The sequence below is a fragment of the Polaribacter glomeratus genome (genome assembly GCF_002954665.1).
Lineage (GTDB): Bacteria > Bacteroidota > Bacteroidia > Flavobacteriales > Flavobacteriaceae > Polaribacter > Polaribacter glomeratus.
On sequence record NZ_MSCM01000001.1, the window covers coordinates 846,004 to 868,597 of the forward strand.

Sequence of the window (22,594 nt, forward strand, 5' to 3'; positions counted from 1 at the left end):
TTTTATGGGTGAATTTTAATGTTTTCTATTAATGAAAAAGAATTACAGAATCTTTCGTTTACCAAAGAATCGCCATAGATTTCTGTTTTTGCAAGGATAAAATTTTCTGCATTTATTTTTATAAAAGTATGACAAGTTTGATACAAAAAAGCTCCTTTTTTCCCCTTGTAAATAGTGTAAAAAGAGGGCTTTTCTAAAAGAGTAATTTCTTTAGATTTTATTTTAATCAGACCTTTTGTTAAGTTCTCTTGTTCTTGTTGTAACATAAAAACATCATCAAAAGTAATTTTATTTTTGATAAAAGTAACATCAATCAAAACAGTTTCTGTTAATTGTTTTGTAGTGTCTGCGGCAAAAATAGACGATTGCGATTCATCTTGATATAAATTTATTTTCCAATTTTTTGGAAGCTTTAAGGAAAATAGATTTTTAATATCTTCTACATTTTCTAAATTGCTGTAGGCTGATTTTTCACAATTAAAATCGTTACTAATTTCTGATTGTTTTACACAAGAAAAGAGCAGGAGCGATGCTATAAAAAGAATGCGAAACCTTTTTTTAGTGCCAAATTTTAAGGATTTATATAGATTATTTTTCATTTAAATTTTATGAATTATAGTTTATTAATTTTAAAATGATTTGGAACATTGCAATAATAAATCGCTTTTATTTGATGCAAATCCTACAAATTAATACAATTTAAAAAATCATTTTAAATAAGATTTCAAAAGTAACTTTGAAACTTAGCATCTTTACGCTTTTGCGATAAAAATTTAAAAATTTACTTTAATACTAACTTTCCTATTTTTTGATCGCCGCTTAACCAAGCTGTATTTTTATCAACAAACTTAATTGTGTAATAAGATTCTTTAGAAACGTCTTTCCAAGTATTTCCTGAATCATTTGAAAAAGAAATTCCTGTTTTACCAACTGCAAAAACTTCCTGTCCGTTTGTGTTTGGCACATATTGCACACAACTTTTGTAATTAGGATTTTGATTGTTTGCAACTAAAGTCCACGTTTTTCCACCATCTTTGGTAATTGCTTTATTTGCTTTGTTTTCTGAGGGTTTAGAGTAATCTCCGCCAATAATAATTCCGTTATTTTTATCAGCAAAATCAATAGAATAAATTCCTTGCGGACCATTACCTTGAATAATTGGCGTATCAAAAATTTGCCAAGTTTTACCAAAATCATCCGACTTTAAAATACGTGCTTTTGCGCCTCCAGAAGCAATCCAGGCTGTGCTTCCTAATGTTTTTATGTTGGTATTACTTGCGGCGAAAAAAGCTTCACCGTCTGCAAATTTTGGTAAGTTGACACACGAAATTTTACTCCAAGAATTACCACCATCCGAAGTTAAAATTATGGACGCACAATCTTCTGTTGGATCGCCAACTGCAATGCCGTGCAAACCATCATCAAAAAATTGAATTGCATCATAAAATACTTTTTCATGATTTTCTGAGTAGATTAATGCGGTAGTATTTTTCGATATTTTGTACAGTAAAGCAGGATTTGCTATTGAAAGGGCAAAAAAATTATCGCCATTTTTGGCTAAACTTCTAAAATGCGGAATAATAGAATCTTTAAAAACATTATTTTTTACAGACCAAGACTTTCCAGCATCCGTAGTAAAACCAAAATCGCCAATAGAACCAGCATAATAAACACAGTCTTTGTTTATTGCAATAATGGCTCTAATACTAGTGCTATCCATTTTAAATTCTTGAATCTCAATATTCTCGATGTTTCTTGGAGTGTATTTACTTGAACATGAGTTTATTAAAAGGAAAGTGCAAATTAGTATCGATATTCTTTTCATTTTTAATATTTTTATACGTCTAAATTAAACAAATCATTTGTAGTTTATGAAAAAAGCGTTGGTAATTTCTGGAGGAGGAAGTAAAGGAGCATTTGCAGGCGGTGTAGCCCAATACTTAATGAAAAAAGAAAACAGAGCATACGATTTGTTTATAGGCACATCTACCGGTAGTTTAATGGTTTCACATTTGGCACTAGGAATGCTTGATGAGTTACAACATTTATATACGAATGTAAATCAAGAAACTATTTTTAGTAATAATCCTTTTAGAATTAAAATGGTTGCTGGCGAAAAAGTAATTAGCATAAGACACTTAAATACGCTGTGGAATTTTTTAAACGGAAGAAAAACATTTGGAGAAAGTAAAAATTTACGCACGTTAATTAAAAATAACATCACTAAAAGGATGTACGAAGAAATTAGAAATAGCAACAAAGAAGTTGTGGTAACTGTTTCTAATTTAACGGCCAATCAAATTGAATATAAATCTAGCAATGACTGTACTTACGAAGATTTTGCAGATTGGATTTGGGGCTCTTGTAATTATGTGCCTTTTATGAGTTTGTTAGAAAAAGATCATTGCCAATATGCAGATGGTGGTTTTGGATCTTTAGTGCCAATTAGAGAGGCGATTTTAAGAGGAGCAACCGAAATTGATGCCATAATTTTAGAAACAGAAGTTTCACAGATAAATAGAGTACCTTCTAAAAACCCTTTTTCGTTATTGTTTGATGTGTTTGATTTTATGTTAACGCATGTAGAAAGACACAATATTACAATAGGCAAATTGGCAGCAAAAAATAAAGATGTAAAATTAAATTTATATTATACACCTACAGTTTTAACTACAAATTCTTTAATTTTTGATGAAAAACTAATGCATACTTGGTGGAAATCTGGTTATACGTATGCAAAATCTAAAAGAGAGGAGTTAATGAGCGAATTTAGACCAGATGTTTTAACCGATAAAGAAGTTGTTGAAGGTATTGATGATGTTGAAAAGTTGATTTTGTAATTTAAGAAACCTCGAATTTATTTAATAAAAAAAAATCCAACAAATTGCTGGATTTTTAATTTAAGTTATCCTTTTACTTAAAGTTAATAAACATATTGTCTTTGGCTGGTGTAGCTAATTTAGAATTGAATACTTCCTTAAATTCAAAAGTAGTATTCGTTTTATTACTTGTTTTTAATCCTGATGTAATATATGTTAAAGTACTCTCTAATAAAGGATCAGAACGCTCTCCAAGAACTCCTAAATTAGTGTAATCTTCACCTAATTCTATACCTGGTAAAGTTTTTCCGGGAATAATACCATTTGGGTAATTTTTATTGTCTTTATTACTAATTTCTAACACCAAAGGTTGCATTGCATATCTATGATTTTGGTTTAAATTAGCACCGTTTCTTTGTAAATTATCAGAATCATATAAGGTTACAGAACCAACTTGTTTTCCTCTAGTGGTTTTACCTACTAATCTTACATCAATATAAGAACTTAAAGAGTTTATAACCAATTCTGATGCAGAAGCTGTGCTATAAGAAGTTATAATATATATTTTATTTAAACCTAAACTTTGAATGCTTTCTTGTAAAATAACGTTTCCGTTGGCATCTGTATTTCTAATTTGATTTTTAAAATTATTTATAAAACTATCAGCAGAAAATGCTTTTTTAATTTTATCATTCCAAACTTCTTGCGAATATAATTGACCATTAAATTGCCCAGTAATCATGCTGCCTAAATAGGTTGCAGTACTAACAGAACCACCACCATTGTATCGAAGATCAAGAATTAATTCATTAATATTTTCTGATTTAAAGTTTGCAAATGCAGCATTTAATTGTGCATCATAATTTCTAGCAAATTGATTGTATAGTAAGTATCCAATTTTTTTTGTCCCTTCTGTAAAAACTTTGGTAATGGCTATTGGATTTTCTTGGATTTCAATTTTTGACAATGAAATAGAGGTGTTATTAGAAACCGGATTTCCATCATTATAATCTGCAAAACCAACGGTATAATTTGTAGCATCGCTAAATAATAAAGCATTGTAATTATCTAATGTTAATTGAGAACCGTTGATCGTATTAAAAATCATGCCACGGGAAACCGCTTTAGTTGCCGCATCAGAATTTTCAATTACGTAACGAACATAACCAAAAAGATTATTCGATTTATTTTTGTATAATACCAAACCAAACTCCATGCCGTTGCTTAAATTAATTCCTTGAAAGGAATTTTCTAAAGCAATATAATCTTCAACAATCCAAGAAAAACGATCTGTAGGTCTATTTAATAAACTTTCAAAAACAGTTTCAGGATTAGAATATCCATTGAAATATAAGTATAAATCGCTTAAATTCGCAAATTTACCATCGGCTAAATCTGGCACATCTTTTTGCCATAAATAGTAATTGTTTAAACCAATCCAAATAAACCCATTTATTTTATCATTTACAGTCGATTCAATAGAATATGATTTTTCTTTATTGCATGATGTTAACAAAACAGCTGTTGCTAATAAACCATATAAAAAAAACTTCTTCATTATTAATTGGTATTGGGTAAATTTTGGTTGATAAAAATGCCTTTGTCAATTTCTCTCTGAGGACTAATACTGTTAAATAAATACTCAAAGTTAGAAGGATTACAAGCCGAACTTGTTCCCTTATTTCCTGTTGCAATATAATTTAATACTCGGTTTAGAATAGGATCTGATGTTTCTCCTAAAACGCCTAAATTTAAAACATCTTCATTTGCACACAACGTAATGTTTGGCGTAAAGCCGTTGTTATAGGTTTGGTCGTTTTTATTTAGAAAACTTAACACGATGGGTTGTAAAGCAACTGTATGTGTCATATTTCTTAAAGGAAAATCGTAATCTAAGGAATTATACAATGTAATTGAACCTGAATTGTTTCCAGCTGTTTTGGTACCAATTACATGTACATTTATGTAAGGGTTTAAGCTATTTATTAATAATTCAGTTGCTGACGAACCAGAAAAATTAGTTCCGTTTAAAATGATGTAAACATCTGTCAAATTTAAACTATTGATGATTGTAGTCTCGTTTAATTTAGTAGGAAATTTAGTTAGTAAAGAATCTGGTTGATTAGCTAAAAACCAAGATTGTGCTTTTGAATTCCATTCTTCTTTTATTAAAACTTCGGCAGTAAATTGACCCGTAATCATAGCAGCAATTTTTGAAACGTTTTTAGCAAAACTACCACCACCAATATTATTTCTAAAGTCTAAAACTAATTCGGTAACTGTTTGATTTTTAAAAGATAAAAAGGTGTTATTTAAATCGTTGATGTAGTTTTTAGAAAAATCATTATTATATGCTAAATACCCAATTTTATCAGAATTTTGAGTAATTATTTTCTCTAAAAAAGTAGGAGCATAGTTGTAAATTTGTTTTTCTAAAGCAACTATTTTGGCATTAGGAATAACGATTGTTCCGTTAAAATTTGCCATTTGTAAGGTAAAATTATCTGATCCGTTTACCAGTAAATCAAGATAATTTGTTCTTGTAAGTTGTACTCCATCCACTGCATGAAAAAATTCGCCTCTTATTATGTTTTTGGTTGTGGCATCAGAATTTGGTAAAATATGAGTTACATAGCCTAAAACATTGTCTGTATTATTTGGTTCAGCTATAATTCCGAATTCCAACCCATTTGTAAAAGCAGTTCTTAATTCAACATTATTTATAGTATTGTAATTTTCAATTAATGTAGATTTTACATCCGAAGAAATTAATAAGCTAGAGAATAACACGTTATAGTCAAGAAAAGTACTCAAATAAGTATTTAATTGTTGATCAGAACTAAAGCGTCTATCTGCTAAATCGGCAATTTTATCTTGGTGCAAATAGTAGGCATTTAAACCTTTCCAAACAAAGTCGTGCACAATTAAATCTTGAGGAACTTCATATTCTTTAGAGCAGCTTGCAAAAACTGTAATAAATATTGATAGATAAATAACTTTAAAAAAATTCCTCATGTAAATAGGTCTAAATTATATAGTAAATTTAACGCAATTTAAACATATTTAGTATTTTTTAAAACATTGATGTAACAAAATAAATTATGTGTCGTCTTAATTATGTAAACCTGCTATAAGAGATGAAAAAATAGCAGATAAACAAATAAAAAAAATGAATCAATCAGACTTCCTAAAAGTTGTTTTACCATTTAAAGATAAAGTCTTTAGATTAGCAAAAAGATTATTAGTTTCTTCAGAAGAAGCTGAAGATGCTACTCAAGAACTATTTTTTAAATTGTGGAAAAGCAAGGACAAAATAGCTGATTATAATAATGTTGAAGCGTTTGCAATGACCATGACAAAAAACTACTGTTATGATCGTTTAAAAAGTAAACAAGCAAGTAATTTAACATTAGTACACAATAATTATAAGGAAAAAGATACGCCTTTAGAAAAACAATTAGAATATCAAGACAGTGTAAACCAAGTGCATTTATTGATAGAAAAATTACCAGAACAACAAAAAATTATTATTCAACTTAGAGATATAGAAGAATATGATTTTGATGAAATCTGTAAAATGGTAGATATGAAACCAACCGCAGTAAGGGTTGCATTATCTAGAGCAAGAAAAACAATAAGAGAAGAATTAATTAAAAAACACAACTATGGAGTTAGCTAACATAGAAAAATTAGTAGAAAAATATTTAAATGCAGAAACTACTTTGCAGGAAGAAACAACCTTGAAAAACTATTTCACAGAAGGTTCTGTTGCTCCTCATTTGCAAGAGTATGCGTATATGTTTACATATTTTGCTACTATAAAAGCAGAAGTCTACACAAAAACCATTGCGTTAGAACCTAAGAAATCTAAAAGAAGAAACTATAAATGGTTGTCTGTAGCAGCGTCAATAGTGCTATTGTTTAGTGTATTTATTGGTAAACAAGAATATGAAAGATACCAAGCATTAAAACAATTTGAACAAATAAGTAAAGGATTAAGATTACTTTCTCAAAACCTTAAAAAAGGAGAACAAGCAGTTGCAACCTTATATACTTATGAAAACACAGTAAATAAAATCTTAAAATAAAACCAAGTAAAGAATAGTAAAACCAAGTAATTATGAAAAAAATAATAATGATAATAGCATTTATTGTTACACCAATTGTAACAAATGCACAATCGTTTTTTGATACTTTAGAAGACATGCAAGGCGTAGATATGGTTGTTGTTACCAAAGATGCTTTTGAATTAATTTCTAAATTTAAAAATGTTAAAATTGACGATAACGAAGGGATGAAAGTCTTTAAAATGATTCAAGACTTAAAAGAGTTTAAAATGTTTTCTACAGAAAATTCATCTGTAGCAGATAAAATGGAAAATATGGTTAATTCTGCCATTAAAACTCAAAATTTAACACAATTAATGCGTATTAAAGATGATGAGTCTCGTATTAAAATCTATGTAAAATCAACAAAAAACAAAGATTACGTAAGCGAAGTTTTAATGTTTATTAAAGGTTTGAGTAAGAAAACAAACCAAGCATCCGAAGCCATGATTGTTTCTTTAACAGGAAATATAGACATTAACAAAATGTCTGAATTAGCTGATACTTTTGTAAAAGAAGGTAATAAAAAATAAATATAAGATAAGAAAGTGAGGTAATTATCAAGTCTGACTTTCTTATCATTTAAACCTACAAAATGAAAAAAATATACACATTATTTTCTCTAGTTTTTATAGTACTATTTGCGAGTTCTTGCAAAAATGAAAAATCGTTGCAAAGTTATTTAGTCGATACCAGCGGAAAAGAAGGTTTTTTTACAGGAGATTTACCTGTAAGTTCTTTAATGAGTGCAAAAGCAGACGTTACCAACGAAGTAAAAGAAACAATGAAAAGTATTAAAAAAATCAATGTTGCTTTTTTAAAAAAGACAGCAGATAACACGGTTGCTTATGAAGCAGAAAAAGCGACACTAAAAAATATCTTTACAAATAAGGAATATAAAAGTTTAGGAGCCGTAAAAGCTAAAGGTATGAGTGTAAACGTTTATTATACAGGTAATACAGAGTCTTTAGATGAAGTAATTGCATTTATGTATAGTAAAGATGTAGGCGTTGGAGTAGCAAGATTGTTGGGTGAAAACATGAATCCTGCTAAGGTAATTGAAATGATGAATAGCGTAAAAATGGATGGAGGCAACCTAGAGAGTTTAGGCGCTATGTTTACAGGACAATAATATTTTTTAAAAGTAATTAAGAAGCTGGAAGTAGAGAGTTAAACTCTTTTCTTCCAGCTTTTTTTTTACTGAAAACTGAAACTGCTAATTGCTAACTGAAAACGGCAATTGCTAACTGCTTACTTATTTTAACGGCTAATTAACAGCTACTTTCATCAGATTTCTTATTTTTGATTTTTATAAAAAAGTTTATGAAGTATAACAAGTTAGTGATTTTTTGTTTTGTGTTGATGAGTTTCTTATCCGAAGCACAAAGTAAAGTGTATCAATCAGAAAGAGAAAAAATTCATGATTTAGTGCATACAAAATTAAATGTCGATTTTAATTTTGAGAACAAAACGATGAATGGTGAAGCTTGGATTACCGCAAAACCACATTTTTACAGCACAAATACAATTACTTTAGATGCAAAAGCGATGCTAATTCATGAAGTTTCAATGAATAATTCTGCTTTAAAATATACCTATGAAGATGGCCTAAATTTAAGTATTAGTTTGCCAAAAACTTATCAAAGAAACGAGGAATTTACTATTTATATAAAGTATACAGCACAACCAGAAAAGGTCTATCAAAAAGGGAGTGCAGCAATAACAAGTGCAAAAGGGTTGTATTTTATTAATGCTGACGGTTCAGAAAAAAATAAACCTACACAAATTTGGACGCAAGGCGAAACTGAAGCAAGTAGCTGCTGGTTTCCTACTATTGATGCTCCAAATCAAAAAACATCACAAGAAATATTTATAACCGTTCCAGATAAGTTTGTAACGCTTTCTAACGGCGCACTTATCAGTCAAACAAAAAAAGGAAATAACAGAACAGATTACTGGAAATTCGATCAAAAACATGCTCCGTATTTGTTTTTTATGGGAATTGGCGAATATGAAATTATAAAAGATTCTTACAAAAATATTTCTGTAAATTATTATGTAGAAAAAGAATTTGCGCCGTATGCAAAAGATATTTTTGGATTAACACCAGAAATGATGGGTTTCTTTTCGGATAAGTTGGGCGTAGAATATCCTTGGAATAAATACAGCCAAATTGTGGGTAGAGATTATGTTTCTGGAGCAATGGAAAACACAACTGCTGTGATGCATGGAGAACAGGCATATCAAAAACCTGGACAATTAATTGATGAAAATGTGCAAGAAAATACCATTGCGCATGAACTTTTTCATCATTGGTTTGGCAATTTAGTAACTGCAGAAAGTTGGTCTAATTTAACGTTAAACGAATCTTTTGCTAATTATAGCGAGTATTTATGGAGAGAATATAAATATGGCAAAGTAAATGCAGAAATGCATTTGTTCGAAGATGTAGATGCGTATTTAAATGGCCAAAGTAAAGAAAAAGAGCTAGTGCGTTATAATTACGAAGATAAAGAAGATATGTTTGATTTAGTTAGCTACAATAAAGGTGGCGCTATCTTACATATGTTAAGAATATATTTAGGCGATGAAGCTTTTTTCTTAGGATTAAAGCAGTATTTAAATACCTATAAATTTCAAGCAGCAGAAGTAGATCAATTGCGTTTAATTTTTGAAAACTTAACTGGTAAAGATTTGAATTGGTTTTTTAATCAATGGTATTTTGGTGCAGGACACCCAAACATAGAAATTTCATACGATTACAACACCTTGCGAAAAACAGTGACGGTAAACGTGGTTCAATTGCAAAATGAAATATTTAAGTTTCCCTTTGCGATCGATGTTTTTGAAGGATCAAAAAGAACAAGACACAGCGTTTTTGTAGATGCAAAAGATGCTTCCTTTACTTTTCCGTATACAAAACAACCAAATTTAATTCAGGTAAATGCAGATGGATCTTTGGTTTGTGAAATAAACGAAAACAAAGTTTTAAGCGATTATATTTTTCAGTTAAAAAATGCTGATAATTATGCGCACAGAAGAGAGGCTTTTTTAATTGTGGCAAAAAAACAGGATGATAAAGAAGCTTTTAATGCCGTAGTTCAGGCTTTGGATGACAAATCTTATAAAATTAGGGTTTTAGCATTGCAACAAATTGATTTAATTAATAAGTTTTCTAAAAAGGATGTGATTCAAAAAATCATGAATATGGCAAATAACGATGTAAAAACATTGGTGCAAGCAGAAGCAATTAATACATTAGGTAAATTAACAGATCCTGAGTTAAAACCAATTTTTGAAAAAGGCTTGCAAAGTAAATCGTATTCTGTGTTGGGTAAATCGCTGGTGTCTTTGTATTATGTAGATAAGCCCGCTGCAATTGCAAAATCGAAACAATTGCCAGACGAAGTTAGAAAGATTTTAGCAACGCCTCTAACTAGAATTTTTATTGAAGAAAATGACGAATCAGAATTACCTTTTATTGCAAAAAGTGTTTTATCTGGTATGTTTTTAACTGGCGATGACACTACCAAAGTATTGTTTCAAAAAGCATTTAAACAAATTTCTGAGAGCAATAACTCTAAAGCAATTCAGAATTTGGTTGATGATATGATCGAAAAAGGAAAGCAATTTAAAGGCTTTAATTTCGATAAAGTAGTCATTAACTTAATGCGAGATATGATAAAAGAGCAACAGAAAGTAAATAAATCAAACAGAGATAGAAACATAGAAATTATTAAAACTGCAATGGCGAGGTTGTTATAGATTTTGTTTGTAATTAGGTTTTTAATTTTAAAATGTTTAAAATAATTATTTTGACATGTAATGTAAATTAAACTATTTTGCTTGATAGGGTTTTAGTTTGTGTTAATCTTATATTTAAAAATACTAGCCAGTCTTATTTTACCTCTATTCGTTATCAATTTAAATAAAGCTTTATTACAAAATTTTGCAGTTATTATTGGTTTAATTGGGTGTAAAACGATTATTTTTATCGGATAAAAACTAAACATGAAAAAATTATTGGTATTGCTTTTATTTTGCACAAGTTTATTTGCTTTCTCTCAAGATGTAAAGCGCGTACATATAAACGGGAAAATTATTGTTGAAGGTAATGATCTTGAGAGTATTGCAGTTTATAATACGGTAACAGATATCGGTACAATTACTGATAAAAATGGCGAGTTTGTAATTGAAGTCGCTTTAAATGATTTATTAGAAATTAGGGGTTTAGAATATCAGAATTTTGATGTTATAATCAATACATCAGTTTTAGAATCTAAAAAGTTGCACATATTTTTAATTGAAGAAATTAATAAATTAGACGAAATAATATTAGTAAGCACTAAAAAACTTTCAGGCAACTTGGCAATAGATCTTAATAAGGTAAATAAATTTAGCCAAAAACTTGATGTAATTTATTTTGGTATTAAGAATGACGATACATACAAAAATACTCCTGATTTGGGAAATCAAGTTAGAAAAAGAGTAATTCCGTCAGAAACTCAAACAATTACCGATGGATTGAATATTGTAAATTTAGTGGATCAATTGTTAATACCTCTTTTTAGATCTGAGGTAAAAGATAAAAAAGCAGCAGGAATTCCAGAAGTACCTGCAGAATTTATTAAATATTATTTAGGTTCTAATTTTTTAATAGAGAATTTTAATATTCCAGCGCATCGTGTAGAAGAATTTATTAGATATGTAGAAGATGATACTTTTGATTTTGATTTGTTAAATTACGGTCATGAAATAGAATTTCTTGAATTGATTAACAAAAAAAGTAAACTATTTTTGGACGATAAAAAGTAATCAAATTTCATAACTATTTTATCTAAGTTTTTCAAATCTTTTTAGCGAAGAATGTCATATTTATTAATTGTCATTATTATTTTAATCATTTTATTCGTAGCATTAAAACTTAGGAAAACATCAAAAAAACTTCCTTTAAAAAACCTTGTAATGCTAGAATATTGGCATCACATTTTAGTGCAAAACGTTTTGTTTTTTAAGAAATTAGCGCAAGAAGAACAAAAACTTTTTTGCGCTTAAAGTGTTCGTTTCTTAAAAACCACAAAAATTGAAGCCATTCTTTTTAAATAAAAGGAATTCGATTCTTTATTCATTATCGCAAGTGCTGTAATTCCTGTTTTTAGACTCCCAAGTTGGAACTATTGTAGCCATCAACTGTTTTATTTATCCTGATTTTTTCCATGAAAATTTACAATTCAACAGCAAAACAAAAGGTAGAAATATTACTGGTTTGGTGGAGCAAGAAAATTTGAAAACCTTATGATTTTATCTAGAAATGCATTGCATCATGGTTTTAGCAATACAACAGACAAAGGAAACACTGTCATTTACGAATTTATTCATTTGTTAGACAAGCAATACACAATTCCGTCTTTGCAATTGATTGGTGCATAAAAAAATGGAGTAAATCAATAATAACAAATCTGATATCAGAAATTATGGAGTCACATCAGAAATTGAGTTTTTAGCAGTTGCAGGAGAATATTTTTTTGAAAGACCAAAGTTGATTAAAAAAAAGCATCCAGAATTGTATAGAATGTTAGAAACTTGTTTTTGTTTAATGATTTTATGGAGATTCGCTAACGTTTTTGTATAAGCTTTGATGTGTTGTTAAGCAGTGAATTTAGTAAATAAAACACAAACCAAGAAAGTCCCAAAGGACTTTCGTACGCAGGCTATTACTAGCAATAAAGTTTATACGTTGTTAGCTTTTCGTTGTTTTTAGTTTATAATTTCGTTTTATTTCTCTTTTCTATTTTTCTAATCAAGTTTTGAACTTTTTATTTTCCAACTTTTAATTCATAGTTTGAGTAAATCACATAATTCAGACTTTTATCATTTTGCTCGACTCCGCAAACTGTCTCAATTCGGATTTTGAGTAAGAATTCCGCCAAACTGATTCTCAGAGTTTGAGTAAATTCCTCAATTCATATTTTCCGCATTTTCCTCAATTCCGCAAACTTTCTAAATTCAGGTTTTGAGTAAGAACTCCGCCAAATCAATTTTCAGAGTTTGAGTAATTTCATACGTTTTACAAATTCAAATTTTGCTCAATATTCGCAAAATTTTTCGAGCGAGAGAGTGTTCCACATTTTTAGTTTTTCATTAAAAAACAATATTTTCAAACTTTAAACATCATTTTCAGAATTTGAGTGATCAATGAAAGCTAACTATAATGATATAAAATCGTTTCAATGTTTTATATCAGGAGTTAGCGAAGTTAGGTTTTTTGGAGCAAAAAGGCAACAGGAAAAACCCCCTTTTTAATGTTTTGTTTTCTTAAAAACACAATTTTAAGTTCAATACATAAACCAAACTATATAACTTAACAATTTCTACTTATTAAACCATCAGTAAAACCCCTTTCTCAAAATAATTCATCAGTTAAAAAAATCAGCAAAAAAAACTCCATTCAATACCCAAAAACACGTTTTCACACTTTTTTTACAATTTTTTGACAAAAGTATCGGCAAACACCATCTATATTCGTAAAAAATTAAAACGTACTATCATGAAAAATTTACAAAATATTGGTTTAACATTTATCTTTTTAACGTCAATTATTCTAGTTATAAGTTGTACTAAAAGTAACGCAGCTACCACTAAAAAGGAGGTTGAATCCGCAATTAAAATAGCACAAAAACAAACTATGAATTTGTTTGTAACTCATGGTCATTGTAGTACGCCTTTTACAGGGAATGTTACCGATTTAAATATTGATATTCCGGTAAGATTAGATTTTGGAAATCCGTTAGAGAATATGAAAATTTCTTTCGATCTAGATCCTAACTCATTTATGGTATGTAAAGGAGAAGATGTAACACAAAAAATTAAAACTCCTGGGTTGTTTATCAACGAGAAAAATGAAAAAATCACTTTTAGAACGACTCAAGTTTTTACTATGGGAATCGATTGGTATCAAGTAAATGGTATCATGTCTATAAAAGGAATCGAAAAAGAAGTGCAGTTATTAGTAACAGGAATTAGAAATCCGAATGAAACCAAGACGCATTTGCTTATTTTACAAGGACAAGTAAATTTATTAGATTGGGGAATTGATTATGACTTAATTGTAAATGGAGAATCGCTTGATGTGCCAACTAAAATGTTACATCTTAATATGACCATAAAAATATCATAATGTAAAGTGCTTATAACAATTAGACGTTATAGTATAAAATTATAAGTTCTATTCATAAATCAGATAGTATCTTTGCACTTTATTTATTCTATGTCTATAAACACGCTTTTAATAACACCCCCTTTTACACAACTAAATACAGCATACCCAGCTACTGCATACATTAAAGGTTTTTTGGAATCTAAAAATGTAAAAGCAACGCAAATGGATTTAAGTATCGAGTTGTTTACAGCTGTTTTTACAAAAGAATTTATTGATGCTATTTTTAAACAAGCAGCAATGCTGGGCAATCAAGAACTGCCTTTAGTTTGGAATCAAAGGCAAGAATATATAAATAAAGTAGATTCTGTTATGAACTATTTACGCGTTCAAGAAGTTACAGCTGCCTATCAAATAGTCCACAAAGATTATTTACCGCATGGTCACAGACGCATAAAATTAAATAAAGATTTAACAACCGAGTTTGGTAAACTAGGCATTTTAGATAAAGCAAAACATATTGCAACGCTGTTTGTAGAAGAATTGGGCGATTTTATAAATGCCAATGTAGATGAATTTTTCTCTTTTACGCGTTATGCAGAACAGTTAGGCAGAGCCGCTTCTAGTTTTGATACGATTGATGACTATTTGCAATTTGAAACTACGCTAATTGAAGACGAAATGTTGTATTTGTTGGATGAAAAAATTCAGCAAGAGCAATATGACTTAATCTGTTTTACCGTTCCGTTTCCAGGTAATTTATTTTCCGCTTTGCGATGTGCACAGTTTATCAAAAAACAATATCCGAAGCTAAAAATAGCAATGGGCGGCGGCTATTGCAATACAGAACTTAGACGTTTATCCGACCCAAGAATTTTTAATTTTGTCGATTTTATTACGTTGGATGACGGAGAAGCTCCTTTATTAAAAATAACCGAATTTTTAGACAGTAAAATAGGCGAGGAGTCTTTAGAAAGAACATATATCTGCCGAGATAGTAAAGTGGCATATGCTAATAAATTACCAAATACTATTTTTCATCATAAAAATTTACCCGCGCCAAGTTACATTGGTTTGCCAACAAACAAGTATTTATCTTTTTTAGATGTGATGAATCCGATGCACAGAATGTGGTCTGATGGTAAATGGAATAAGCTCACTATTTCTCACGGATGTTACTGGAAACAATGTTCTTTTTGTGATGTTACGCTCCCTTATATTGGTAATTACGAAAATACCACAGCAGACGATTTGGTTAATAAAATTGAAAAAATAATATCAGAAACGGGTATTACAGGTTTTCACTTTGTGGATGAAGCTGCACCACCAAAAATGTTAAGAGCGTTGGCAAACAAATTAATGGAACGAAAAGTGTATATTACTTGGTGGACAAACATTCGCTTCGAAAAAACTTTTACGCCAGAACTGTGTTCTTTATTATCAAAATCTGGTTGTATTGCTGTTACGGGTGGTTTGGAAGTTGCTTCGGATAGATTATTAGCAAAAATGAAAAAGGGCGTTGATATTGCACAAGTTGCAAGAGTAACCAAAGCTTTTTCTGACGAAAATATTATGGTGCATGCCTATTTAATGTTTGGCTTCCCAACAGAAACAGCACAAGAAACTATCGATTCTTTAGAAGTTGTGCGTCAGTTGTTTCAAAGTAATTGCATTCAGTCTGCTTTTTGGCATCAGTTTGCCTGCACGAGTCATAGTCCGGTTGGTAAAAATCCGGATGAATTTCAAATTAATATTACAGGGCCAGAATTTAAAGGTTTTGCAGAAAACGATTTGTATCACGAAGACCCAACAGGAGCAGCCCATCACTTATATAGCGAAGGATTAAATGTGGCTTTAAATAATTACTTAAATTATAAAGGGTTTGAGATTCCTTTACACAAATATTTCAACTTTAAAGTTCCTAAAATAACTTTAAAAAATGACTTAATAAAAGGGTTTTTGAACGCTTAAACAACAAGTAATTTTATTTAACTTACTAATTATTATATCGTATAATTTTCTTCTGATTTCAATCTTAAAAATTGAAATGCATATCCTTTACGGATTCCCGTAAGTTATATTGAGTTTTTTTTTATATAATTGTAAAAAAATTGCTAACACATATAGATTAACCCCAACAATCAAGTTGCTTTTTGTTTATAGCTTTATTTTTTTACAAAACGAATGCGCGATAAATAGATCTCATGGAGTGCAATGAAGGTTCTATTTTAAAGAGCGTTTAATGTATTAATACGTATTAAAAAAAAGCTAAATGAAAATTAAACTATTCGCAGTATTTTTATTGTTTGTTACAAATATAATGCTAGCGCAAGAAACCATACCATCTTCTGGCGGAGAAGCTTCTGGAAATGGAGGTTCATCAAACTACACAATTGGTCAAGTTTTTTACACTACAAATGGCTCAATTTCACAAGGAGTACAACATGCTTATGAATTTCAAACATTAAGTAGCCCATTGCTTACTTCTGTAAATTTAATTGCATCAACTTACCCAAATCCAACTCAGGATTTTATCACATTAAAAATATCAGATAGTACTTTAGAAAATTTAAGTTATATACTTTTCGACTTAAATGGAAAATCTATTGCTACAGGAGAAATAACCAATACAGAAACCCCAATTAACCTACAAAATTCTGCAATTGGCATGTATATTCTTAAAATAATCAAAAAAAAACAAACTATAAAAACTTTTAAAATCATTAAAAAATAAATACTATGAAAAAATTATTTCCCCTACTAGTAACAGTGTTAATTGCTGCTTTCGCTTTTGCGCAATCACCAGAAAAAATGAGCTATCAGGCTGTGTTAAGAAATGCAGGTAATGAACTTTTGCAAAATAAACCTGTGGGTATGCAAATAAGTGTTTTGCAAGGAAACACGGCAATTTATGTAGAAACACAAACACCAAGTACCAATGAGAATGGATTAGTAACTTTACAAATAGGAACTGGAACAGTGTTAAGTGGTAATTTTTCTGCTATTGACTGGGGCAATGGTTCTTATTTTATTAAGACAGAAACGGATTTAACTGGCGGTTCTACATATAGCATATCAGGAACAAGTCAGCTTTTGAGCGTGCCTTATGCCTTACATGCTAAGACCGCTGCTAGTATAGAAGGAGACTTATATCTAGGCGCAGATTCAACAGTTGAATTAACAGGTGTAATTAGTAATAAAATTAATGCACTAACATCAAGTTCAGGCAATATTTCTTGGACAGGAGCTGAAGGTAATTTATATAGCATTGAATTAACAGAAGATGCTGTGCTCGAAAACCCTTCCACCCCAATTACAGGTGCAACTTATATGTTTTTAATTAATCAAAATTCCTCAGGGCAGTGGACTTTAAGCTATGGAGATAAATTTATTTTTCCGGGTGGTATTGCTCCAGTTATTGACTTAAATACGAATTCAAAAAATTTAATGACAACTATTTTCGATGGAACTGACTTTTTAGTGGTTTCAATAAAAAACTTTTTATAAGACATGAAAAAAATAACCTATTTTTTATTTTTAGTCTCTTCATTCGTCTACTCACAAGGTGTAAGTTCAGGATTGTTTTTTTCTCAAGAAGAGGCCGGCTCCTCAAATTTCAAAAAAGTAATAATTACTTTTGATGCAGCACCAACAAAAGTGAACGTAAATAAAGCATTTTATAAGTATGACAAAGAATTTGCTTTTAGTTTTGATTTAGATGATGGTTTAGTTGGTCAATATCGTGTTGCTATGCCAATGTTTAATGGTGGAACTGTAATTTATAAAGACGGGAATACGCCAAATTACCCTGGCTTATTCTACACGGATGGTACAGGTAATAATATTCCGTTTTCGGCAACGCTTAACGTTAACATGAACCTAATAAACAAAAATGCCAACCCTGTAAGTAACATGAATGAATTCATGTTAAAAAATAGTTACGTTAAAAATTTTAGTTTAACAAATCATAGTTGGTCTGCTCAAAATCAATTTACAGCTCCAGGATTTAATAGCGATCCTGCCATTAGAGATCAGCAAATATTATTTCAAATAACAGAAAACTACAAAAAGTTAAAGGAAACACTGGGTGTTAAAGTACCCAATTTTACTGCACCAAGTAACGATCCTCTTTATGACCCAATAACTATTGGTTTAGTTGAAAGTGGATATTTAAAACTTGTGAATAATATTAATAATCCAGGGAATGAATTTGGACATAGCCCAAATAGATATGCAGAATATTGGAGTACTAAAAAAGCACTTGGATTGTCTCGTGATTTTGATACTTGGAAAGATAATACTATAACAAGAACAGCAAGAGATTTCGATTTTATAAATACCTTATTAGCAACAGCTAAATTAGAAAGTAATCAGCACCTTTGGATTACACTAGGTACACATCGAATTAACTTAGGGGAGCCTGAAACAACTAACGGAGGATCAATGAGATACAAATCTTTTAAATGGGTTATGGAAGGGTTGGAATCTAATTATGGCAGATATGGTGCAGACAATATGTGGATGGCAACAATAGATGCTGTTTACGGATATTTAAAATGTGTAGAGAAATCTTCTATTGTTCAATCCCAAAATGGAAGTACGGTAACATTGTCTATTGATTTTTCTGAAGTTGATGCAGAATTTAGAGAACATTCTTTATCCTTATTAATTGATGCAGATACAAATATTACAAATATCGAATACGAGGGCTTTGATGATTATTCGCATGCAATAAATTATAAAAATTTAGGAAATGCGAATGCTCTTATAAATATTGCATATAAACCAGTATATGAAAACGCAGTAACCGGAAGATTAGGAGCCTTAGTGGCTGTAGAAAATTTAGAAACTACCAAATCACAAACAGATTTAGATACTGCGCAACCCCTAGTTTCAGCGCTAAGAAACGGTAGCTATAAATATTCTTTACAAGCTAGAATAGATAGAGTCATCGTAACTCCGGGTGCAATTGTTATGCAAATTGATTTTGGTAGAAGTATAAATGGATATGAATTAATTTATCCATGGAATAGCTTTACAAATACCGGAATAGGAGTAACCGTCGGTTCTAAATTAACCAATTTAAGTTCAACAACATCAATACAATCAGGAATAGATATAGAAATAACTGCGGCGTTTGAAAATTACGATGCTAATTTTTCTGGTGTGGAAGGAGATCCTTTAGCTAATTTTCCTTACGAGGCTGAAAGAGATTGTTTTAAAACATTAAATGGACTTACATCAACACTTCGACTTACCAATTTGGATGAAACTAAATTATACGATTTTACCGCTTTTTGTTCAAGAAATTTTATTGGAACAGGTACCGAAATAACAATTAATGGTGAAAAAGTTGTTGTTGGTCATAAAAATAATAAGTACACACTTGTTTCTATAGCCAATGTGGTTCCCAATGCTGGCGGAATATTGGATATCCATATAAAGGGAACGGGTACAAATAATGTCTATGGATTTTTGAATATTTTACAAATTACAGAGAAAAATCCTTAATAATTATTAAATAAAGACAACTTAAAATTCATAGCGAAAATGTTTTTTATCGAAACAAGGTATTTAAAAAGTAAATAGTTTTTAGCTCATTTTCGCTTGGGATTGCGTGTTACTGAATTTGTAAAATGGATATTTTCGATTTTAGCACAAATATTTCAACTTTAAAGTTCCTAGAATAACTTTAAAAAATGATTTGGTCGCAAGTTTTTTGAACGTTTAATTTAAGATTGTAAAAATATTGGTTGTCTAATTATCAGAATCTAGTAGGGTTTTGCTACTTTTTTAATTTTGCTTCTATCAGTTTTAAAATTTCTTTCGCTTTCAAGCTAACTTCGCTATAGTTTTTATTTTGATTTTCAGTCAAACCTTTTTTTTGAAATAAACTTACCCAATAATCTTCAATTAATGTTATTTTTTTCAAACTCTCTTGGCTTAGTGCTGGTGTTAGCCCAGACATTAGCATTTTAAATTCTTTAATTGCTAACAATTTCATGAAGTCTCTAGTGAAAAAATTATGTTGATATAATTGAACACTAGTTTCCATATTCTTTTCATTTCTGTCATTTATAGTATGGTATTCAAACAACTTATCTTTTAATAATTTTGATGAAATTAGATTATTGTTATTACTTGATTCAAATTGTCTTAAAGTACTTTTTTCGGGTATAAAATAAGATTCATACATTATTGAAAGGTTATAAGTAGCGAAGGTGTGTAACTCCTTACTAGTTAATTCCTTTTTTGTCTGAAAAAAAATAATAATAGAATCAATATTCTTAACCATAGTTTCATTCGTTTTTATTCTTTTATCTAGTACGCGTGTATCTGCCAATAAATCTCTTTTAAAGTCTAATAAAAAAGAGTTGGTTAGTTGGCTGTTTTTATAGTCTTGATAAGTATTATTAATCCATAACGCAATTAAAATACCAATAACGACGAGAATAACTTCTCCAACAGCATACTTTAGGTATTTTCTAGTTTTATTTGGCTGTCTACCAGGCTGGTTTTCTATAAGTAGGTTTTGACGAATTTTTCTAAATAATTTTATCATTTATAAATGGTAAGTTAACTTGTTGTCCCGTTTTTTGGATATTAAAATATTTAAAATGCTGGTATCATAAAATGAAAAATAGAATTTACCACTTAGATAGTTACCAAGTAAAAACCTTTTTTCTTCAAAATATTTTCTTACAAAACATACTTTTCAAAAATATCTTGCAATTCTTTTTCAGGAAATTCGCACAATCCAGGATGTGTTTTAGAACTTTGGATTATCGTGCTTCTGCAAGCGGCAAGCCAACGAAAGCGATCAGATATTTCTAGTTCGCCAATTTTTCCTCCGGCTGTTCCTTCGCAAATCAATTTCCAAGCATTTAAATAATTGTTTAATTGTTCTAGTTCTAATTCTGGTGCAAAAGCGAGTAATTTATTTGGGTTGATATTAAACTTAAAATCTAAAAATTTTTTACGTTTCGAAAAAAGAATCACGCCAACGTTAAAGAATTCCTCGCGTTCTACTTTTGGTACAAGACGGATAATTGCATACTCAAAAGTGACTTTATCTTGCATCTGCGGCTTCTTTAACTAATTCATCTATCATTAACAATTTCGCATTTAAAAACGCAATATACGCAGCTCTCATTTCATTTGAATTAAAAAAATCACCTTCACTTAGTAACCAATCTTCGGGAATGTTCTGAACGATTTCTTGTATTACATCCACATTTACGAGTTGCTTTATTTCTGATAAAGCTTCTGTTAAAGAAGTTGCTTTTGGTAAAAGTACATGGTCTTTTATCAACGGAAAAGTTCTTGTTAGGTGATTTTCCCAAGTTTCCCAATTATGATGAAAATAGAAACTTGCACCATTGTCAATAATCCAAAGTTCTTTATTCCAATTTAGTAAATTGGTATTTTTAGCAGTTCTGTCTATATTACTTATCAAACTGTCTAAAATTACTACTTTGGATGCGGTTAGAGCATCAACTTCAGAAACTAAAGGATCATAAGTAATGGCGCTTGATAAAAAATGCAAACCCAAATTTAAGCCAACACTAAATTTTAGTAAATCTTGAATTTCTTCATCTGGTTCTGTTTTACTAAAAGAATCATCAAGATTCATAAAAACCAATTCAGGAACTTTTAAATTCATAGCTCTTGCTAATTCGCCGCCAATAAATTCTGATATCAATGCTTTTTTACCTTGGCCGGCTCCTCTAAATTTTAGAACATATAAAAAACCATCATCTGCTTTTACAATTGCAGGCAAAGAACCACCTTCTCTTAAAGGTTGTATATATTGCGTAACATTTACAGTTCGAATATCAATTTTATTCATAGTTGCTAAAATATGCTATTTAAATAAATTCATTGTTAAAATAAGAAACTTCATTTTTATTTCGTTTTCTTCTAACTTCGAAATTCAAACTTTCAACTATTTCTGATATTCTTCAAAAGTTCCATCTGTATAAAAAACGACAATTCTTTGAATTCGTTTTCCATCATTTGGGGAATCGGTAAACAAAGTTGGAGCAGCAGTTTGGGTTTTAGTTTCTACATTTTTAGGAAAAGATCCGATACCGTTTAACAACCAATGAATGTCTACATCTTTAAATTCGGATGTTATTTTTAAAACAAAATCTAAACTTGGTTTGTTTCTACCAGACAAAATATGAGAGATGCTTGAACGCTGAACACCTATTTTATCCGCGAACAAAGAAGCGGTTAAATCATGAAAATCCATGACTTTTTTAATCCTAGTTGTAAATTCTAAACTGTTTATCATTGTAACCTTTTGTTGTTTTACAAATGTAAATTAAACTTTGTAAACAGCAAAGTACATCGATAAAATTGTTTATAAATAGATGCTTAAATAGTGAACCTAAACTTTAGGTAAGCATTGTAATTCATTAATTAACAAATAGTTAATTTAATTTAAGACCAATACTAATTTACTAGAGAGTTTTGCTTGTTGTTCACAATCTTTCGAAAATCGTTTTAGT

22 protein-coding genes are annotated in these 22,594 nt (G+C 29.9%); 14 read left to right on the plus strand and 8 right to left on the minus strand.

Annotation, left to right across the window (positions count from 1 at the left end; all coding sequences use genetic code 11):
• Positions 1 to 2: 2 nt before the first annotated feature.
• Together BTO16_RS03610 and BTO16_RS03615 are read right to left on the minus strand one after the other, a co-directional pair.
• Positions 3 to 599, minus strand: a complete 597-nt coding sequence (locus BTO16_RS03610) for a hypothetical protein (RefSeq protein WP_105020278.1) — start codon at positions 597 to 599, stop codon at positions 3 to 5.
• Between the two features lie 182 nt (positions 600 to 781).
• Positions 782 to 1,825 carry an oxidoreductase gene (locus tag BTO16_RS03615; RefSeq protein WP_105020279.1) on the minus strand — a complete coding sequence of 348 codons (1,044 nt, stop codon included), beginning with the start codon at positions 1,823 to 1,825 and terminating at the stop codon, positions 782 to 784.
• A 46-nt stretch (positions 1,826 to 1,871) separates the two neighbouring features.
• Between BTO16_RS03615 and BTO16_RS03620 the strand changes: the two genes are divergently transcribed.
• On the plus strand, positions 1,872 to 2,840 hold the full coding sequence (locus BTO16_RS03620) for a patatin-like phospholipase family protein (RefSeq protein WP_105020280.1): 969 nt from the start codon (positions 1,872 to 1,874) through the stop codon (positions 2,838 to 2,840).
• Positions 2,841 to 2,913: 73 nt separating this feature from the next.
• Here the strand turns inward: BTO16_RS03620 and BTO16_RS03625 are convergent, their stop codons facing one another.
• Positions 2,914 to 4,377: a S41 family peptidase gene (locus tag BTO16_RS03625; protein WP_105020281.1), complete on the minus strand. Its 1,464-nt coding sequence runs from the start codon at positions 4,375 to 4,377 to the stop codon at positions 2,914 to 2,916.
• Between the two features lie 2 nt (positions 4,378 to 4,379).
• Positions 4,380 to 5,834: a S41 family peptidase gene (locus BTO16_RS03630; RefSeq protein ID WP_105020282.1), complete on the minus strand. Its 1,455-nt coding sequence runs from the start codon at positions 5,832 to 5,834 to the stop codon at positions 4,380 to 4,382.
• Between the two features lie 154 nt (positions 5,835 to 5,988).
• On the opposite strand from BTO16_RS03630, the gene BTO16_RS03635 reads away from it, so the two are divergent.
• The 13 genes from BTO16_RS03635 to BTO16_RS03690 all read left to right on the plus strand — a co-directional run bounded on the left by BTO16_RS03635 (position 5,989) and on the right by BTO16_RS03690 (position 19,592).
• Positions 5,989 to 6,498, plus strand: coding sequence for an RNA polymerase sigma factor (locus BTO16_RS03635; RefSeq protein WP_105020283.1), 510 nt, complete (start codon positions 5,989 to 5,991; stop codon positions 6,496 to 6,498).
• Positions 6,485 to 6,907, plus strand: coding sequence for a hypothetical protein (locus BTO16_RS03640; protein ID WP_105020284.1), 423 nt, complete (start codon positions 6,485 to 6,487; stop codon positions 6,905 to 6,907). The genes BTO16_RS03635 and BTO16_RS03640 overlap by 14 nt, the downstream gene beginning before the upstream one ends.
• A gap of 32 nt (positions 6,908 to 6,939) precedes the next feature.
• The gene (locus tag BTO16_RS03645; protein WP_105020285.1) at positions 6,940 to 7,458 is read left to right on the plus strand and encodes a DUF4252 domain-containing protein; all 519 of its coding nucleotides are present in this window, start codon (positions 6,940 to 6,942) and stop codon (positions 7,456 to 7,458) included.
• 62 nt (positions 7,459 to 7,520) lie between these two features.
• Positions 7,521 to 8,057, plus strand: a complete 537-nt coding sequence (locus tag BTO16_RS03650) for a DUF4252 domain-containing protein (protein WP_105020286.1) — start codon at positions 7,521 to 7,523, stop codon at positions 8,055 to 8,057.
• Between the two features lie 191 nt (positions 8,058 to 8,248).
• Positions 8,249 to 10,690 carry a M1 family aminopeptidase gene (locus BTO16_RS03655; RefSeq protein ID WP_105020287.1) on the plus strand — a complete coding sequence of 814 codons (2,442 nt, stop codon included), beginning with the start codon at positions 8,249 to 8,251 and terminating at the stop codon, positions 10,688 to 10,690.
• A gap of 246 nt (positions 10,691 to 10,936) precedes the next feature.
• Positions 10,937 to 11,740 carry a peptidase associated/transthyretin-like domain-containing protein gene (locus BTO16_RS03660; protein WP_105020288.1) on the plus strand — a complete coding sequence of 268 codons (804 nt, stop codon included), beginning with the start codon at positions 10,937 to 10,939 and terminating at the stop codon, positions 11,738 to 11,740.
• 480 nt (positions 11,741 to 12,220) lie between these two features.
• Entirely contained in the window at positions 12,221 to 12,355 is a 135-nt protein-coding gene (locus tag BTO16_RS17935) for a zinc-dependent peptidase (protein ID WP_262503029.1), read from the plus strand.
• A gap of 61 nt (positions 12,356 to 12,416) precedes the next feature.
• A complete protein-coding gene (locus tag BTO16_RS17940) occupies positions 12,417 to 12,557 on the plus strand; it encodes a zinc-dependent peptidase (protein WP_262503045.1) in 141 nt (46 codons plus the stop codon).
• Positions 12,558 to 13,472: 915 nt separating this feature from the next.
• Positions 13,473 to 14,102 (plus strand): YceI family protein, encoded by a 630-nt coding sequence (locus BTO16_RS03670; RefSeq protein WP_146105334.1) that lies wholly within the window; start codon positions 13,473 to 13,475, stop codon positions 14,100 to 14,102.
• Positions 14,103 to 14,192: 90 nt separating this feature from the next.
• Complete coding sequence (locus BTO16_RS03675; protein ID WP_105020290.1) at positions 14,193 to 16,052, plus strand: B12-binding domain-containing radical SAM protein; 1,860 nt, start codon at positions 14,193 to 14,195, stop codon at positions 16,050 to 16,052.
• Positions 16,053 to 16,353: 301 nt separating this feature from the next.
• Positions 16,354 to 16,815, plus strand: coding sequence for a T9SS type A sorting domain-containing protein (locus tag BTO16_RS03680; RefSeq protein ID WP_105020291.1), 462 nt, complete (start codon positions 16,354 to 16,356; stop codon positions 16,813 to 16,815).
• A 5-nt stretch (positions 16,816 to 16,820) separates the two neighbouring features.
• Positions 16,821 to 17,588, plus strand: coding sequence for a hypothetical protein (locus tag BTO16_RS03685; protein ID WP_105020292.1), 768 nt, complete (start codon positions 16,821 to 16,823; stop codon positions 17,586 to 17,588).
• A 3-nt stretch (positions 17,589 to 17,591) separates the two neighbouring features.
• Complete coding sequence (locus BTO16_RS03690) at positions 17,592 to 19,592, plus strand: hypothetical protein (protein WP_105020293.1); 2,001 nt, start codon at positions 17,592 to 17,594, stop codon at positions 19,590 to 19,592.
• 274 nt (positions 19,593 to 19,866) lie between these two features.
• Here the strand turns inward: BTO16_RS03690 and BTO16_RS03695 are convergent, their stop codons facing one another.
• The 4 genes from BTO16_RS03695 to BTO16_RS03710 all read right to left on the minus strand — a co-directional run bounded on the left by BTO16_RS03695 (position 19,867) and on the right by BTO16_RS03710 (position 22,377).
• Positions 19,867 to 20,643, minus strand: coding sequence for a DUF6090 family protein (locus BTO16_RS03695; RefSeq protein ID WP_105020294.1), 777 nt, complete (start codon positions 20,641 to 20,643; stop codon positions 19,867 to 19,869).
• 137 nt (positions 20,644 to 20,780) lie between these two features.
• Positions 20,781 to 21,161: a DUF3037 domain-containing protein gene (locus tag BTO16_RS03700; protein WP_105020295.1), complete on the minus strand. Its 381-nt coding sequence runs from the start codon at positions 21,159 to 21,161 to the stop codon at positions 20,781 to 20,783.
• On the minus strand, positions 21,151 to 21,930 hold the full coding sequence (locus BTO16_RS03705; RefSeq protein WP_105020296.1) for a HipA family kinase: 780 nt from the start codon (positions 21,928 to 21,930) through the stop codon (positions 21,151 to 21,153). The genes BTO16_RS03700 and BTO16_RS03705 overlap by 11 nt, the downstream gene beginning before the upstream one ends.
• Before the next feature lie 96 nt (positions 21,931 to 22,026).
• Entirely contained in the window at positions 22,027 to 22,377 is a 351-nt protein-coding gene (locus BTO16_RS03710; protein WP_105020297.1) for a helix-turn-helix domain-containing protein, read from the minus strand.
• Between the last annotated feature and the right edge of the window lie 217 nt (positions 22,378 to 22,594).

Bases quoted from the DNA above. Each gene is read 5' to 3' on its own strand.
- BTO16_RS03610 (WP_105020278.1), bottom strand. From the start codon at position 599: ATGAAAAATAATCTATATAAATCCTTAAAATTTGGCACTAAAAAAAGG.
- BTO16_RS03615 (WP_105020279.1), bottom strand. From the start codon at position 1,825: ATGAAAAGAATATCGATACTAATTTGCACTTTCCTTTTAATAAACTCA.
- BTO16_RS03620 (WP_105020280.1), top strand. From the start codon at position 1,872: ATGAAAAAAGCGTTGGTAATTTCTGGAGGAGGAAGTAAAGGAGCATTT.
- BTO16_RS03625 (WP_105020281.1), bottom strand. From the start codon at position 4,377: ATGAAGAAGTTTTTTTTATATGGTTTATTAGCAACAGCTGTTTTGTTA.
- BTO16_RS03630 (WP_105020282.1), bottom strand. From the start codon at position 5,834: ATGAGGAATTTTTTTAAAGTTATTTATCTATCAATATTTATTACAGTT.
- BTO16_RS03635 (WP_105020283.1), top strand. From the start codon at position 5,989: ATGAATCAATCAGACTTCCTAAAAGTTGTTTTACCATTTAAAGATAAA.
- BTO16_RS03640 (WP_105020284.1), top strand. From the start codon at position 6,485: ATGGAGTTAGCTAACATAGAAAAATTAGTAGAAAAATATTTAAATGCA.
- BTO16_RS03645 (WP_105020285.1), top strand. From the start codon at position 6,940: ATGAAAAAAATAATAATGATAATAGCATTTATTGTTACACCAATTGTA.
- BTO16_RS03650 (WP_105020286.1), top strand. From the start codon at position 7,521: ATGAAAAAAATATACACATTATTTTCTCTAGTTTTTATAGTACTATTT.
- BTO16_RS03655 (WP_105020287.1), top strand. From the start codon at position 8,249: ATGAAGTATAACAAGTTAGTGATTTTTTGTTTTGTGTTGATGAGTTTC.
- BTO16_RS03660 (WP_105020288.1), top strand. From the start codon at position 10,937: ATGAAAAAATTATTGGTATTGCTTTTATTTTGCACAAGTTTATTTGCT.
- BTO16_RS17935 (WP_262503029.1), top strand. From the start codon at position 12,221: ATGATTTTATCTAGAAATGCATTGCATCATGGTTTTAGCAATACAACA.
- BTO16_RS03670 (WP_146105334.1), top strand. From the start codon at position 13,473: ATGAAAAATTTACAAAATATTGGTTTAACATTTATCTTTTTAACGTCA.
- BTO16_RS03675 (WP_105020290.1), top strand. From the start codon at position 14,193: ATGTCTATAAACACGCTTTTAATAACACCCCCTTTTACACAACTAAAT.
- BTO16_RS03680 (WP_105020291.1), top strand. From the start codon at position 16,354: ATGAAAATTAAACTATTCGCAGTATTTTTATTGTTTGTTACAAATATA.
- BTO16_RS03685 (WP_105020292.1), top strand. From the start codon at position 16,821: ATGAAAAAATTATTTCCCCTACTAGTAACAGTGTTAATTGCTGCTTTC.
- BTO16_RS03690 (WP_105020293.1), top strand. From the start codon at position 17,592: ATGAAAAAAATAACCTATTTTTTATTTTTAGTCTCTTCATTCGTCTAC.
- BTO16_RS03695 (WP_105020294.1), bottom strand. From the start codon at position 20,643: ATGATAAAATTATTTAGAAAAATTCGTCAAAACCTACTTATAGAAAAC.
- BTO16_RS03700 (WP_105020295.1), bottom strand. From the start codon at position 21,161: ATGCAAGATAAAGTCACTTTTGAGTATGCAATTATCCGTCTTGTACCA.
- BTO16_RS03705 (WP_105020296.1), bottom strand. From the start codon at position 21,930: ATGAATAAAATTGATATTCGAACTGTAAATGTTACGCAATATATACAA.
- BTO16_RS03710 (WP_105020297.1), bottom strand. From the start codon at position 22,377: ATGATAAACAGTTTAGAATTTACAACTAGGATTAAAAAAGTCATGGAT.